Source organism: Paenibacillus sp. CMAA1364 (assembly GCF_054373195.1).
The window spans coordinates 33,035-47,161 of the sequence record NZ_JBITNB010000029.1 but is presented as its reverse complement, the minus strand read 5'-3'; the positions used below and the strand labels follow the sequence as shown (position 1 = coordinate 47,161).

The window sequence follows — 14,127 nt, the reverse complement described above, 5'->3', positions numbered from 1 at the left end:
TTTTAACTACTGTATATTCTATTGAGAGGTACGACAACTATTGTGACACAGGGGGGCCTCTCGGGTTCGTGAATACAACAAAGTTAGGTGAAATACGAGCAAAGTTAGAATGAGGGATAAAACATGGATGAAAATAACATAAAACTTTTAGGGGACATAGACTTCATTAATAAAAGAATATCAACAATGAACTCTGATTTCTCTGAAACTTTTTATAATAAAGATTCCTGGCATTTGAAAGCAAATGATTTATTTGGTGCTGCGAATATATTAAAAGAAAGGATTCAACAAGAGTTTGAAGAAATAATAGATCAAAATTCTAGTGAATTACGTATCATTATAAATTCTACAAATCTTCCATCATCATACTTTTTATTAGTCGGATTTGCATTTGAGAATTTATTAAAAGGAATTTTTATATCTAGAGAACCCCATAATCAAGAGAGCATTAAGAAGATGTTTAAATTAGGTCATAATTTATTAGAACTTACAAGATACTTACAGATCGATCTAACAATAAATGAAGAAGAAATAATAAATCGATTAACGAACTACCTTCTTTGGGATGGTCGTTATCCCACCCCAAAGAAGGAAAATGATTTTTCGATTAAGAGAAGCGTTTCTCTTTATCAGACTGACTTTACAACAATAACTAACATAACGAAAAAACTAGAAGTAAAATTATAGAAGAATCGAAGAAGGCTCATAAATCACCTAACATTACTTTACTGCATCATCGCTAACGCTCCTTGGTTGCTAAGAGGGGGATCGTTGAATCAGATTCAAGAAACACATCCAATCGGCTAAGTCTGACGACCCGGAACTATGTGCCTTAAGCCGCTTGAACGTCAGTAATGCGGGAACGTTAGGTGAAATTTCCTTAAAGGAGAATCAAAAATGTCAGATCATTGGGATATTTATTTCTCTAAGATAGAAGAGCATTTTGCATCCATTGTTTTAGATATGGATATTTGGAAAGAAGTAGATCAAAGCCAATTTTCTTTTCCCATAGCTTTGAGATTTGAAATTAAAAATCCAAATGAGAGCGGTATTCCTATAGATCTAGAGGCAGAAATAATAAATGCTTTAGAAGATAGAATAATTAATGAAATCAATGGTACTGGATATAATGTTGGACGAGTAACAACTAACGGAATAAGAGATTTATTTTTTTATTTTAGCAAAGATTATGATTTGTCTTCACTGACAGGTCCAATATTTTTAGAACATGGATATGATATTGAAACTTTTTCTATTAATGAAGAAGAGCCCTGGGGATTTTATTTTAACTTCTTATATCCCAATGAGTATGAAATTCAACATATGGGAAATAGCAATGTATTAGATTCTCTTCGTACTTCTGGTGATTCTTTAGAAGTATCAAGACGTGTAGATCACTGGATAGAATTTAGAAGTGATATTGACAAACTAGATTTTATCAAAAAAGTAAAATCACTAAATTTCAATATTGAACAAGAACATCAGTCTACAGATGAAATTACACTTCAAATTTATCGAGTAGATAGAGTAGATCCACAATCAATAAATGAGCTTACAGATATGTTTGTTGATTTAGCAAATAAATTTAATGCAAGGTATGATGGTTGGGAAACACAAGTAATTAAGTAGTGATTTCAAAGCAGAAGGAAGCTTCTCCTAACAATATGTTCACGCATCGGGGGGGGGCGACGAGCCCCCCTCGGTCCCGGAAGATAAATCGAAGAAGTGATTGCCGGGACACATCCGCACCGACTAATTGCGAAAGCGCAGCCGCCCTACGGGCTTAAGTCGGTGGGATGTCGTGAACACGGAAACGTTAGACGAAATTCTCTGTAAGACCATTTGTGAATTAAATGATAAAAGTGCAGTAAATTCCATTACCTGAGTATTTGAACTAACGAGCCGATTAGTTTTGGCAAATTGAAGAATGAAGTGATGAAGAATCTAAGTTCATTTTTTTTATGGTTTCAATTTTGGAGTTAACCGGAGATCTAGCAGTCCAATGCTGGGAAGTTTTTTGATTGAATGATAGAATGGAATTTATTTACCTAATACCAAAGTGCAATAAGGATGTGATCATTTGATGTGGATAGAAGACTATATTAAATTGCAATTTCCTGTTAATCCCGATGATATGAATATTGATAAGGCCGTTACCTTGAAGCACCAACATATGCCCAACGCTTTTTTTCGTTACCGTAGTTTTACGGAATATAGCGTTAAGAACTTAATCAATCAACAAGAACGGTTATCCTACCCGATTGAATTCAACGATCCCTTTGATGCTATATTAAAGATCAATTACGATAAATTAAGCAAGGATATGTTTTTACAACGAAATATGGAGAAAATGATTATTACATTGCAAGAAGCTGGGGTTACATTTAGTAAACAGCAAATTGCTGAAATTCGTAATAGCTCTGAGCCTTTCTATGCATTTACGAAATACATAGCTCAATTTGATGATAACACTGTGGGGCGGGAACAAGAATTTGCAACAATAATGGCTGATTTTAATAAAGAACAGATCAAAGACATGTTTCAAAAATTCCGAACCACCTTTCAGATGGGTTACCTTGTAATGTGTCTTAGTGAGAAGAAAGATAATAATCTTATGTGGAGTCACTATTCAGCAAACCATACCGGTTTTTGCGTTGAATATAACTATAAGGAACTTGGACCAAACAACCCGCAGTGTACGATTATTCTTCCTTGCATCTATACGGATAAAATGTTTGATGCGACTGAGTATATTAAACAAGCTATTATAAATACGTCTGGACAATACAATAATTTGTTTGGGTTGTACCCGGCTATTACTAAATCCCCGGAATGGGCTTATGAGCAAGAATGGCGACTTGTTTTTCCATTTGGCCCTGGTGCAACTAATGATAAACGCATGATTTATACCCCAAAACCTAAAGCGATTTATGCAGGAGCAAGGGCAAGTGAAGAAAATATTCAAAAACTTCTTGAAATCTCAATGGCTAAGGAAATCACTTTATATCAGATGATATTGTCTGAAGAATCGCCTGTATTGCTAAATAAAAAGTTGTATGAGCCGACCACCTAGCAATAATATTTAACAATACTTGGCTTTTCGTGAGACCCTAGTCCTGTTTTTTATTTTACGTTCATTACACTAACGGTGAACGATAGTCTAATAATACGGTTCTCAAGCTGCTTCAGTTTATATTCAATGGCATACGAACATCTTTAATGGGATAAGTTCGAAATAAGTAGTCGCGAGTTAGACGGGAGTTAAAAGTTACTCCTGAATCGCGGCTTTTTCTTTTCGCATATTTTAAGTGCAGAGAGAGATACACTTGGATTATAATTTCTATATAAGGAGACAGAACAAATAAAGTTTCAATGGAGAATCTACTCTTGTATATTGGAAGATCATAAACAGAATATGAGGATGTTCAAGATCAGAGATTTGGAAGTAAATCAAGGAGAGAGAACCTCGTCTAACACCATATTCACGCATCGGGCATACGCCATCGGTCCGGCAGGTGTTTGAAGTGGATTCGGGGAAGCAATTTTCAGTAGCGAGGAAGTAGATTCAGCCGGACACATCCGCACCGACAAAGCGCATCGCGCCCGGCGACTTCGTCGCCTTAAGTCGGTGGGACGTCGTGAATACAAGAACGTTAGCAGAAATTATTGCAACATAAATCAGGGGGTTAACATGGCAGAAATTATTGTTAGCAAACGTACTATAGATGTTTTTTTTGATATGCTGTCCTCAAATTCAAGCTTTAATGAAATATGTGAATTATTCGAAAGTGAAGGTATATTCCAAAAGCCAAATTATAAATCATTATATTCAGGGGTGAGAAAAGCTACTGCAGACGCTTTCGTGAGTAGTCTAGCTTTGTCAGATCAGAATGATGCAAATAAACTAATCAGGGTAATAGAAACATATTTGGTAAAGAACGATAATGAATATTTCAATATAAGAGATGATATTAAATTCATCCAGCTTATTAAACTATTGAATAACGATGGATTTGATTATTTAAATGGGAAGATAATTTCTGTTAATGGGATTATGGTTAGTCGACCTGAATCTATTTTTGATACATATAGTTTAGAACATGTAAAGAAAGATTGGGATAGAGCTATAAATCAAAATAACACTGATCCAGAAGATGCAATCACAGCTGCACGATCTATGCTGGAAAGTACTTGTAAATGGTTGCTAAATAGATTGAATATTTCTTTTACAGAAAGAGATGATTTACCGCAATTATATAAGAAAGTTGCAAATAAACTAGAGTTTTTCGCAGATAAAGATGGAGAAAGAATTGTTAAACAAATAACTGGATCAATGTCTAGTATAGTTACGGCTATGGCTGAACTTAGAAATAAATATGGCGATTCTCATGGTAAGGACGAAAAATATGTTGCTCCAAAACCAAGTCATTCGGTTTTAATGGTAAACTTAAGCGGTTCACTCTGTGCTTTTCTGTTTGAAACATATTTAAATAGTAAGTATTTCGAAGAAGACAATAACTTCAGCTAACATAACATTCCTACATCGTCGCTGACGCTCCTTGGTCGCCAAGAGGGATATCCGAGAGGTACATTCAGGCGACACATTCAACCGGCTAAGTGGCAGAGCCACCCGGACCTACGGTCCTTAAGCCGTTTGGACGTCAGAAATGCGCAACGTTATCGGAAATCAGCGCATGAAATAAAAATCTCTTTTTAGCGAGGGAGTCGTTCTAATGAATAACATTTTTGATCAATATTATTTAAGTGAAATCACAGGTCGTATCAAACAATTAAGTCCTGATTCACAACCAAAATGGGGCAAAATGAATGTCGCGCAAATGTTAGCTCATTGCTCATCGTTTCAGGAAATCGCGCTGGGGAACCTTTCTTCCTCACGAAGTTTGCTAGGGATACTAATAGGAAAGTTTGTGAAACATATGTTCTATAACGATAAACCACTTCCACAAAATATGTCTACGATTTCAACTATCATGATTGTAGATAAAAGAGAATTTGATACGGAAAAAGAAATTTTGATAAAAAAAATAATTATGTTTCAAAGTAATGGACCTGCGAAATGCACAAAAAAACCACACCCTTTTTTCGGAAAACTTTCTCCTGAAGAATGGGGCAAGGGCATATATAAACATCTTGACCATCACTTAAAACAGTTCGGCGTTTAGTAGATAAAATGATAGTGTAGGCTATTCAAAGTATGCACTGACATCAGATAACAATGTGTTTACGTATCAGAAGACAAGCTACCTCAGTCCCGGGAGAAAAGTGGGAGAAGTGATTGCCAGGACACATCCATTCCCCCAACCGCATCGCGGCCGGCCGAGAACGTGCTAGTCGCACGACTTGTGCATCTTAGGGTGAATGGACGTCGTGAACACGGAAACGTTAGATGAAATTAACGAGATCATAAAATGAAAGGAAAATTAGAATGAAAGTATATAAATCGCTATTCAAGAGATTTAAAGAACAGCCTGTTGATGAGGTTTTTGCTTCATTTCCCTTCAATGGGAAAAACGGTGAGACTTGGGAGAAACCTTTCGAGCAACTTGCAGTAATGGCTAAGAGTGAAAATTGGGATTTTTCTTCAGATGATTTGAAAAGAGATTATAATAACCAAGAATACCCCATTTTAACAAACTATTTAAGTTATACCTTTATTCGAGTGCAAGAACTTAATTTAATTGCCTTTTCAGATGACGGAGATAAAGCTTGTTTTAATACAGGACTTCAGAATAGAGATGATCAGGATATTTTCGCTACTTTTTTTAGAAATAAAGAAGCAAAAAAATATAATGCCGCTGATTGGACGTTCTATACATTCGCTGAATCATACTCAAATAAATTAAAACCATTCGGACCATTACCTGATATTGCTACTTATATTTCAGATCCAACAGAATTAATATTTGATCTTAATTATGGAGACGGGCAAATTGAAGTGAATTATAAACATATAATTGATGAAAACTCGGAGCGCCTTCCCGATGCATTAAAAAGCAATGACAGGCTTGCACTAACTGCCTTAAAGGGAGCAATAGAATCTTTAAAAGATAGAATTCGTCGAAATTACAAAGTAGCCATTCCACATTGGTATGAGGGAGAAATTCAATTATTGTTACCTCTAAATCTATTAAGTGATACAAGGGCAGATATAGCTCTTGTTATTTCTAAAGACAAGGAAAGAAAAATATATAGAGCCAAAACAATTCTAACAATGGATATGGCCTATATAGATGCTAGACTAATAACCGCTCCAGACAGAGATTGGTTAAACCCATAAGGATACTCAAGAAGTCGTTAACATCTGCTAACACAATATTCCCACTTCGGACTACGCCCTCGGTCGCACGATGTTTTGGCAGGGGAGTGGGCTCAGGCGACACATTCAACCGGCTAAGTCTGACGACCCGTTCCCTTTGGTCACTTAAGCCGGTTGAACGTCGGGAATATATAACGTTAAATGAAATGCCGACAAAAGAAGGGAGCAAGTGTTAATTCTTTTATATGTTTGGTGTATAATATAGGGTAAAAGAAGAATCAGGAGGTGTCATCTTATGAGTATCGAGGAAAAGCTTATTCAGGACTTCATGAGGTTACCAGATGAGAAGAAAATGGAAGTTATTGATTTTGTTGAGTTTTTAAAAAGCCGTACTAACAATGAAATAGAATCATTAATGGATGGCATTATTATTGAAAATCATAAGGCATTAAAGGAATTAGCCGAGTGAAGAATATAACCAGTGAGCAGCTTGTTATTTTTCATGGCAAGATCGTAAAATCAACTGGTGGTGCTGATGGAGTCAGAGATAGAGGATTACTTGAAAGTGCATTAAATAAATCAGAGGCAACCTTTGATGGCCGTGATCTATACGAAGGTTTATATAGAAAAATTGCAGTAACGGGATATGCACTAATAAAGAATCATGGATTTATTGATGGAAATAAGCGGATAGGTGTAGCAACTTTATTATTATTATTGTTGCGCTTAAATAATATTGAAGTTCGTTACGAACAATCTGAGCTAGTTGATTTAGGACTAAGGAGCGCTGAAGGAATATATAACGAAGAGGACATAGAACAATGGATTATTGAACATCAAGTGTAGTGAGGCTTGATGTTTTCTTTATGTAATGATGAGATTTGTGAATTCAATGAAGACCGTCACTTCATTTAACACCACATTCCTACTGCGGGCATTCGCCCTTGATCGCCAAGAGAAGGCATTCAACCAGCTAAGTCTAACGACCCGTTCCCTATGGTCCTTAAGCTGTTTGAACGTCGGTAATGCGCGAACGTTATACGCAACCCCATAGAAAATATTAAACTATGAAATCAAACGAAAGACTAATAACTAATAATACTGAGAGAATGAATTATATAAAGGAGATGGCAAAGGTATGAAAAAATGATTGATACTTATCTTAACTATAATTTCGGCTATATTTATACTTATTGGTATAAATAATCTGATCAAATACGAATCTGATATATGGGTGTCCATTGAAAATCGTGAATGGGAGAATGATGAGAAATTTGTTGGTACCGGTATGTATTTTTTTGAAGAAAACAATAAAAAATACTGTCTGTTCATGTTGTATGGGAGTGGTCTTCCTGTAATTGGCCACTATAAATCTGAAGTTAAGATAAAAAGTAATCAGGAAATGGAGATCGAAGTTCCTAAGTATATGGTCGAATTAAAGGCTACGGATCAAAATCTTCAAAGGTATAAAATTGAATTTATACAAGGGAGGTTGATAATAAATAAGATGATTTATGAAGCATCAGAAGAACCAAGTAACTACAAAAATATTTTGAAGTGAAGTTAAAGTACACCATCCGTCACTTAACTTTGCCAATGGTCACGGCTATTTGTGAAGAAACGTACAAAGGTCCCTCCAATCGGAGAAGTTAACTTCGTTGGTTCGCGTTCCGTTATACGTAACCCCTTCGAAATTATTAACTATGAAAGAAATGAATAAGGATGCATTTACGAAGAAGTAGTTGAGAACCAAGACACATGGAATAGTAGAAGGGATACCTTTCCTATACGGAAATGGATTTGCTAGTATCAAAAGATACAACACATATAAAGATATGTGAAATACATAAGACACGCAAGACATCTATGGATGTAGAATCGAAGAAGAAGGGGCAGCGTATAACAATACATTTTTGCTTCGTCGCTGACGCTCCTTGGTCGCCTAGAGGAATTTTCTGAGTAATGGAATCAGGCGATATATCCAACCGGCTAAGTGGCAGAGCCACCCGGACCTACGGTCCTTAAGCCGTTCAGACGTCGCGAAGACGAGAACGTTATCGGAAATCAATGCAAAATCACTTTTGAACTAACGGGCAGTATTGCGTAACCAATGCCCCGTAACTTTTTTATCAGAAATACGTTTAATACGATAATACCAAATTTGTGGAACGGTTGCTTAAATTAAAATTGATAAAAATAGTTACTAGAAGGGGTGACTTATATGTCACGAAATAATACTTTTGCTCTGGTTATAATGATTTGGATTACAATGCTAACTTTTTGGACAATAAACAATCTTACAACTTCACTTAATAATCTACAGTCAGTTAATGTTCAAGGTATTCCTGTTCAATCACACCCTGAACAAATTTCAACAATACAAATTGACAAAGATACTGTTTGGGTGATTGATGCAAATAGTAACTACATAAGGGTTATTACGCATGACAAGGATGGTTATCATGTGACAGGATCAGAAATGTCTTTTCAAGAAAAATAATGATACTACTAACGAAGTAAGATAGTGGAGCAGTTTACAACGTCGCTGTTCTTTATTTATTCAACTACTGGAGGATTAAAGTTATGTCAAATGGGCCGAAAAGGTTCTTTAAGATATTTGCCAAGAAAATTAAAGAATGGATGGGAGCAGGTCAATATCAGGCGATTGGAATAAATATCTCCTGTGTTCATTGTCAATATGATAAATTGGAACACGGATATGCACAATTAAATACAGCTTTTTTAAGTCTATTAAACCTGGATTTTGCCAATCGGTCAGCAAATATATTGACTTGTCACCGTTGTGGTTATGTCCATTGGTTTAATAAAGATGTCAAAAGAGTGTATAACTAAAGCAGTGTAATTCAAGTGAAAGTTAAACTAACGGGACACGATAGTTGATTCGAAGAAGGCATTAACATCCGATAACATTACATTTCTGTTTCGTCACTAACGCTCCTAGGTGGCCTAGATGGATTTCAGAGAAGTGGAATCAGGCGATACATTCAACCGGCTAAGTGGCAGAGCTACCCGGACCTTTGGTCCTTAAGCCGTTCGGACGTCAGAAATGCGGAAACGTTATCTGAAATGGCATAGATAATAAATAATCGGAGGGTACATGAAGCGAAAAAAAACAATCATTTTAGGAACTTTTATAATCATTATTTTTAGTTTAGTACTTACAAACCCACGTGAATTAGATTACTCTAAATGGTTAGAAAGAGAACACGAAATTAATTGTTCCAATGATGAACAGGAATGGAAATGTAGAAAAAGTGATAATAATAACGTGATAGAATTAAAATGGAAATCAAGGCATATTCAACACATAGGAATTTATTCAATCTATGAAGATTATTATGAAGATCGTGAAGGAAGAGAAACCAAAATCAAGGCAATAGGAATATTAAAAACATTTATTAATTTGTAAAAGTGATTTTGAAAAATGATTGTATTTTAGGGAGCATGGCACTTCAGATAATACAGGATTCCTACTGCAGGCATACGTCATTGATCACTTAAGGGGAATTCCAAGAGGATTATTCAGGCGATACATTCGACCAGCTAAGTCTGACGACCCGTTCCCTCTGGTCACTTAAGCTACTTGAACGTCAGGAATGCCAAACGTTAGCTAAATCCACCAGCACTAATTATAAGAGGTGTTCCAATGAAGAATATTATACAAAAGCTTTCAATGATTAGTTTAATTAGTTATACGACATTATTAACATATTGGATGATCTTAGGGTTTGGAAGAAGACATACTAACTCTGATTTTAGGTATAATCTAAAACCTTTCCAAACAATCAAACATTTTCTACATATTGATAGATTTACTACGGATGTCTGGGTTATTAATTTATTTGGAAATATTGGTGCGTTCTTACCCTTTGGAATCTTGCTTCCAATAATCTTTGGAGGGAAATTGAAAAGGTCCTTTTTAATGTTTTTTATGGGATTGTTTATTTTGGAGTCATTGCAGCTTTTGTCGAGAAGAGGAAGTTTTGATATCGATGATTTTATATTAAATTCTATTGGGTTTATAATTGGATATGGAATCTATAAACTATTAATGATAGTCAACTCACGAATGGGTGGCATCGCCTAACAATATGGTCGCATAAGTCTGTGGGGCTTCTTAAATTCAAAAATCAGGGAAATTCCAAAGATATTATGGGGGTTATTAATAATGGAGCTAAGGCCAGCAGAATTTTATATTAAGGAAAAAGTAGCAGCCAACTTATTCAGAGGAATTGAAGCGGTGGGTGGTAGATTACATATTACCAATGAAAGGTTAATATTTAAGCCTCATCGTATCAATGTTCAGACAAAACCACTTGAAATAAATATTAAAGAAATCAAAAATATTAAAAAGACAAATACTTTATTATTAGTTCCCAACGGAATGAAAGTAATTTTAGATAACGGACAAGAATATAGGTTTGTTGTTGGTAGTAGAACGAAGTTAATAGATCTTATAATGAACACTAAAAACAAATTGAATGATTGAGATGTATTTAAGATAAATCAATGAAGTTGGTAAAACAGATAACAACACATTCCTACTACGCGCGTCGGCCCTTGATCGCCTAGTAAGATGGTCAAGACGATACATTCAACCAGCTAAGTCTGACGACTCGTTCCTTAAGCTGCTTGAACGTCGGTAATGAGGAAACGGTATCCATAACATCTGTAATTGTAGTTAAATAAACCCTTAAAATAAAATTAATTAAGACCAACAAACAAAAAAATAGCGAAAGCGTAAAATATTATGTGTATCAATCTTTAGGTGGAAATCAATGGGGAATGAAGTGACATAGGAACATAATTACTGGAAGAAGACTCGAAGCAACATTTATATCCTTACCAACAATGCCTAACCGTCTAAAAGAGGAGTGGGAAAATGGGAAATATAATGCAGTTGAATGCTAAAATTATGGGTACTATATTTGTGATAATAGTTACTATATTCGTGAGTAATGCAACAATAAATAATGACACATTTAAACCGAAATATGTTCCAAATGAATTTACAATGGATGATCTCAAAATATTTGATTCAGAAAAGGAGCTTTATTTACATTTAGGTATGAATAGAAAAGAAATAAATAAAATATATGGAAATCCTGAAGAAATAGATATGTTTGGGTCTCACATATATAGTGGGTTGAAAGTTTTCTATCGTAACCAGGTTGCTGTAAAGTTTAGTTTTTCAACCTCTGATAACATAACCAGTCGTTATAAAACATATAGAATGGTTGGTTTGGGCGATAAAGAAGAAAGGGTCTTGGATATTTATGGACGAGATCATGCGAAATTAAGTGAATTATACGGGGCAAATGAAATAACATATGTAATTAAGAAGAAAGGAAAAAATATTGAAACAGAAAAAAAAGATGATTTGTTCTGGTATCAGGAAAATAAAGAGAACTTGTATATTATTGATTTTGTGAGTGATGGTATAGTGAAAAATGTCATTATTGGCGATTCAGAGAGTATAACAAATCTTAAATAAATAATTTGAAGAGGCAGAGGTCATCATATAACACCAATTTCATGTGATCGACATACGATCTTGAATGGAAAAGGTAATATCAATTGGTCGTTAGATTATTTGTCTAATAACAGTATCGTAAAGAATTTTCAAGAGAAGTATGATTACATCAAATACTGTGACGACCCATTCCCCTAGGTCACTTAAGCTGCTTGCGCGTCGGTAATGCACAACGTTATCTGCAATTCCTGCAATATTTAGAAACATACAAAAAATATAAATGCGTAAAGGACAATGAATATGATACTTGAAGTTGCTATATTGCAAGTCAAACCGGGATTAACAAGCGATTTTGAACACAGCTTTAATAAAGCCTCAAGAATTATCTCCAGTATGAAAGGGTATATCCATCATGAATTGCAGAAGTGCATAGAAGATAAGAATAAATATATTTTATTAGTTCGCTGGGAAACTCTTGAAGATCATACCATCGGGTTTCGAGGATCGGAACAATATCAGGAATGGAGAAAATTATTACACCACTTTTATGATCCATTTCCTAGTGTTGAACATTTTGAAGAATTAAGGGCTATAAACCGTGAACTATAATGTCAATGAAGGACAATAGGTAAGTGATTCAAAAAGAGCACTAACTTCGGATAACCAACTTTCACGCATCGGACATTCATCCTTGGTTGGAAGAGAAGCAATCAGAAGAAGCGAACTTACCATCACAGAAACCTACCTATTGAAATTATGAGCAAATAGAAGGTGAGTTCCCGTCATGAACTTCTATACATTATATGTAACCCCAAGCACAAAATAAGCATTTTGCGATATCTACTGATGATACTGAGTATTCACTAGTGAAATCCGAGAAATTAAATGTGTAAAATTCTTGGCAAGTGTAGAAAAGGAAGTGCACGAATGAATGAATTTTATAAGGCATTAACTTATGTAAATGAGAATTTTTATAAGCCAAGTAACTTAAAGATCGAGAATATCCAAGAAGAAATTCAAAATGAAAAATATGGAGCAGGCATATTTCGAATAAATTCGAAAACGGTTAGATTTAGGGTCGCAAGAATAACACCTAAGAAGAAAGGGCAATTTATCGCCTGTTGGGAAAAAGACAGTGACAACAATAATCAAGCATATTCATATGAAAACACTACTGATTTACTAGTTGTTAATACCTTTGGAAGTAATCATGACGTTGGGCAATTCATTTTCCCCAAAGAAATATTGCTTAAACATAATATTCTTAAAACAGATACTTCAAAAGGGAAAATGGCTCTAAGAGTTTATCCTAGCTGGGATACACTTAGCAGTAAACAAGCTATAGCAACACAAAGTTGGCAATCACCATATTTTATTAACCTAAATCATCCATCTTCTTTACAAGAGTTTGATAAGTATTTTCAATAAGGAGAATTCCTAGTTGGGAAGTTGAACTTTATTGGAGCATATCTGAGTGGGAATAAAAGCCCGTTCTTTTTGTCTCTAAATATTGTTTATTCTTGTATTTTTTTGGAGGATTTTAGGTTATGGAGGGCGAATGAAAGTAGAGGTGATGAGAAAATAAATATTAATAGGAGGAACTATGAATAAGGAACTAGCTCCATCAGGAGAAGCTATTTTTCGTTATGAGGAAAGAAAGGAAGATTTCACTGTCGCCTCTGAAGTCGATGAGGCTATCAAGGTTATTTCAGATCATGTGGAGCAATACATAGGGAAAATTGATGGTGTATATCATGAGATTTTATCTGATCTGGTGCATGTAGATATCATTATAGTGAAACCAACGAAAGAAAAGAACTATTATACATTAGTTACCTGTGGAATGAGTAATTTACCGATGACCGTTCCAGAGGGAGCAGAGAACTTCAAATTTGCTGAACTGGTCATCTGTCTTCCTAGTGACTGGAAGATGTCTGATGAAGCACTGAAGCAAGATGAGAATTATTGGCCAATACTTTGGTTGAAGAAATTAGCGAGATTTCCACATGAGTATGGAACATGGTTATATCACGCACATACGATACCCAATGGTGATCCGGCAGAACCGTTCGCTACGAACACAGCGTTGTCTGGAATGATCCTTGGTATTCCTGCAACAGTGGATAACGTCAATGATTTCTTTACTTTAGAGATATCTAACGACAAGAGCATACATTTCTTTAGTCTAATTCCGATATATACGAAAGAGATGGATTTTAAATTGAAAAAGGGAGCTGACGCTCTCGCTGAAAAGTTAGAACAGTCCGGAGTGAATGAGCTAGTGGATCTAAAAAGGAAGAGTGTTTGTAAGAATTCCTTTTGGATCTTTTGAACAATAGAACATAAGAAAATATGA

18 protein-coding genes are annotated in these 14,127 nt (G+C 35.1%); all 18 read left to right on the top strand.

All coding sequences use genetic code 11. From position 1 onward, the window contains the following. Window positions 1–123: 123 nt before the first annotated feature. The 18 genes from ACH8E3_RS14515 (at window position 124) to ACH8E3_RS14430 (ending at window position 14,103) form a co-directional block, all read left to right on the top strand. Window positions 124–687: a hypothetical protein gene (locus ACH8E3_RS14515; protein ID WP_458633362.1), complete on the top strand. Its 564-nt coding sequence runs from the start codon at window positions 124–126 to the stop codon at window positions 685–687. A gap of 210 nt (window positions 688–897) precedes the next feature. After that, the gene (locus ACH8E3_RS14510; protein ID WP_458633361.1) at window positions 898–1,629 is read left to right on the top strand and encodes a DUF695 domain-containing protein; all 732 of its coding nucleotides are present in this window, start codon (window positions 898–900) and stop codon (window positions 1,627–1,629) included. Window positions 1,630–2,083: 454 nt separating this feature from the next. After that, a complete protein-coding gene (locus tag ACH8E3_RS14505; protein ID WP_458633365.1) occupies window positions 2,084–3,073 on the top strand; it encodes a DUF2971 domain-containing protein in 990 nt (329 codons plus the stop codon). A gap of 618 nt (window positions 3,074–3,691) precedes the next feature. Beyond that, on the top strand, window positions 3,692–4,528 hold the full coding sequence (locus tag ACH8E3_RS14500) for an abortive infection family protein (RefSeq protein WP_458633360.1): 837 nt from the start codon (window positions 3,692–3,694) through the stop codon (window positions 4,526–4,528). A 205-nt stretch (window positions 4,529–4,733) separates the two neighbouring features. Beyond that, complete coding sequence (locus ACH8E3_RS14495) at window positions 4,734–5,183, top strand: DUF1569 domain-containing protein (protein WP_458633359.1); 450 nt, start codon at window positions 4,734–4,736, stop codon at window positions 5,181–5,183. A gap of 263 nt (window positions 5,184–5,446) precedes the next feature. After that, window positions 5,447–6,298 carry a DUF3825 domain-containing protein gene (locus ACH8E3_RS14490; RefSeq protein ID WP_458633358.1) on the top strand — a complete coding sequence of 284 codons (852 nt, stop codon included), beginning with the start codon at window positions 5,447–5,449 and terminating at the stop codon, window positions 6,296–6,298. A 274-nt stretch (window positions 6,299–6,572) separates the two neighbouring features. Continuing rightward, window positions 6,573–6,746, top strand: coding sequence for a hypothetical protein (locus ACH8E3_RS14485; RefSeq protein WP_458633357.1), 174 nt, complete (start codon window positions 6,573–6,575; stop codon window positions 6,744–6,746). Beyond that, window positions 6,743–7,123: a type II toxin-antitoxin system death-on-curing family toxin gene (locus ACH8E3_RS14480; RefSeq protein ID WP_458633356.1), complete on the top strand. Its 381-nt coding sequence runs from the start codon at window positions 6,743–6,745 to the stop codon at window positions 7,121–7,123. The genes ACH8E3_RS14485 and ACH8E3_RS14480 overlap by 4 nt, the downstream gene beginning before the upstream one ends. 304 nt (window positions 7,124–7,427) lie before the next feature. Further along, window positions 7,428–7,838, top strand: coding sequence for a hypothetical protein (locus ACH8E3_RS14475; protein WP_458633355.1), 411 nt, complete (start codon window positions 7,428–7,430; stop codon window positions 7,836–7,838). Between the two features lie 660 nt (window positions 7,839–8,498). Next, window positions 8,499–8,777, top strand: coding sequence for a hypothetical protein (locus ACH8E3_RS14470; RefSeq protein WP_458633354.1), 279 nt, complete (start codon window positions 8,499–8,501; stop codon window positions 8,775–8,777). 83 nt (window positions 8,778–8,860) lie between these two features. Beyond that, entirely contained in the window at window positions 8,861–9,130 is a 270-nt protein-coding gene (locus tag ACH8E3_RS14465) for a hypothetical protein (RefSeq protein WP_458633353.1), read from the top strand. 265 nt (window positions 9,131–9,395) lie between these two features. After that, a complete protein-coding gene (locus ACH8E3_RS14460) occupies window positions 9,396–9,707 on the top strand; it encodes a hypothetical protein (RefSeq protein WP_458633352.1) in 312 nt (103 codons plus the stop codon). A gap of 237 nt (window positions 9,708–9,944) precedes the next feature. Then, complete coding sequence (locus tag ACH8E3_RS14455) at window positions 9,945–10,385, top strand: VanZ family protein (RefSeq protein ID WP_458633351.1); 441 nt, start codon at window positions 9,945–9,947, stop codon at window positions 10,383–10,385. Between the two features lie 81 nt (window positions 10,386–10,466). Further along, entirely contained in the window at window positions 10,467–10,787 is a 321-nt protein-coding gene (locus ACH8E3_RS14450) for a GRAM domain-containing protein (RefSeq protein ID WP_458633350.1), read from the top strand. Window positions 10,788–11,180: 393 nt separating this feature from the next. Continuing rightward, the gene (locus tag ACH8E3_RS14445; RefSeq protein ID WP_458633349.1) at window positions 11,181–11,792 is read left to right on the top strand and encodes a hypothetical protein; all 612 of its coding nucleotides are present in this window, start codon (window positions 11,181–11,183) and stop codon (window positions 11,790–11,792) included. Window positions 11,793–12,071: 279 nt separating this feature from the next. Continuing rightward, window positions 12,072–12,380, top strand: coding sequence for an antibiotic biosynthesis monooxygenase family protein (locus ACH8E3_RS14440; RefSeq protein ID WP_458633348.1), 309 nt, complete (start codon window positions 12,072–12,074; stop codon window positions 12,378–12,380). 318 nt (window positions 12,381–12,698) lie between these two features. Continuing rightward, the gene (locus ACH8E3_RS14435) at window positions 12,699–13,199 is read left to right on the top strand and encodes a MepB family protein (protein ID WP_458633347.1); all 501 of its coding nucleotides are present in this window, start codon (window positions 12,699–12,701) and stop codon (window positions 13,197–13,199) included. A 175-nt stretch (window positions 13,200–13,374) separates the two neighbouring features. After that, complete coding sequence (locus ACH8E3_RS14430; RefSeq protein ID WP_458633346.1) at window positions 13,375–14,103, top strand: suppressor of fused domain protein; 729 nt, start codon at window positions 13,375–13,377, stop codon at window positions 14,101–14,103. Window positions 14,104–14,127: the final 24 nt, after the last annotated feature.

Bases quoted from the DNA above. Each gene is read 5' to 3' on its own strand.
- ACH8E3_RS14485 (WP_458633357.1), top strand. From the start codon at position 6,573: ATGAGTATCGAGGAAAAGCTTATTCAGGACTTCATGAGGTTACCAGAT.
- ACH8E3_RS14430 (WP_458633346.1), top strand. From the start codon at position 13,375: ATGAATAAGGAACTAGCTCCATCAGGAGAAGCTATTTTTCGTTATGAG.
- ACH8E3_RS14460 (WP_458633352.1), top strand. From the start codon at position 9,396: ATGAAGCGAAAAAAAACAATCATTTTAGGAACTTTTATAATCATTATT.
- ACH8E3_RS14510 (WP_458633361.1), top strand. From the start codon at position 898: ATGTCAGATCATTGGGATATTTATTTCTCTAAGATAGAAGAGCATTTT.
- ACH8E3_RS14505 (WP_458633365.1), top strand. From the start codon at position 2,084: ATGTGGATAGAAGACTATATTAAATTGCAATTTCCTGTTAATCCCGAT.
- ACH8E3_RS14455 (WP_458633351.1), top strand. From the start codon at position 9,945: ATGAAGAATATTATACAAAAGCTTTCAATGATTAGTTTAATTAGTTAT.
- ACH8E3_RS14515 (WP_458633362.1), top strand. From the start codon at position 124: ATGGATGAAAATAACATAAAACTTTTAGGGGACATAGACTTCATTAAT.
- ACH8E3_RS14490 (WP_458633358.1), top strand. From the start codon at position 5,447: ATGAAAGTATATAAATCGCTATTCAAGAGATTTAAAGAACAGCCTGTT.
- ACH8E3_RS14465 (WP_458633353.1), top strand. From the start codon at position 8,861: ATGTCAAATGGGCCGAAAAGGTTCTTTAAGATATTTGCCAAGAAAATT.
- ACH8E3_RS14440 (WP_458633348.1), top strand. From the start codon at position 12,072: ATGATACTTGAAGTTGCTATATTGCAAGTCAAACCGGGATTAACAAGC.
- ACH8E3_RS14435 (WP_458633347.1), top strand. From the start codon at position 12,699: ATGAATGAATTTTATAAGGCATTAACTTATGTAAATGAGAATTTTTAT.
- ACH8E3_RS14470 (WP_458633354.1), top strand. From the start codon at position 8,499: ATGTCACGAAATAATACTTTTGCTCTGGTTATAATGATTTGGATTACA.
- ACH8E3_RS14445 (WP_458633349.1), top strand. From the start codon at position 11,181: ATGGGAAATATAATGCAGTTGAATGCTAAAATTATGGGTACTATATTT.
- ACH8E3_RS14500 (WP_458633360.1), top strand. From the start codon at position 3,692: ATGGCAGAAATTATTGTTAGCAAACGTACTATAGATGTTTTTTTTGAT.
- ACH8E3_RS14450 (WP_458633350.1), top strand. From the start codon at position 10,467: ATGGAGCTAAGGCCAGCAGAATTTTATATTAAGGAAAAAGTAGCAGCC.
- ACH8E3_RS14495 (WP_458633359.1), top strand. From the start codon at position 4,734: ATGAATAACATTTTTGATCAATATTATTTAAGTGAAATCACAGGTCGT.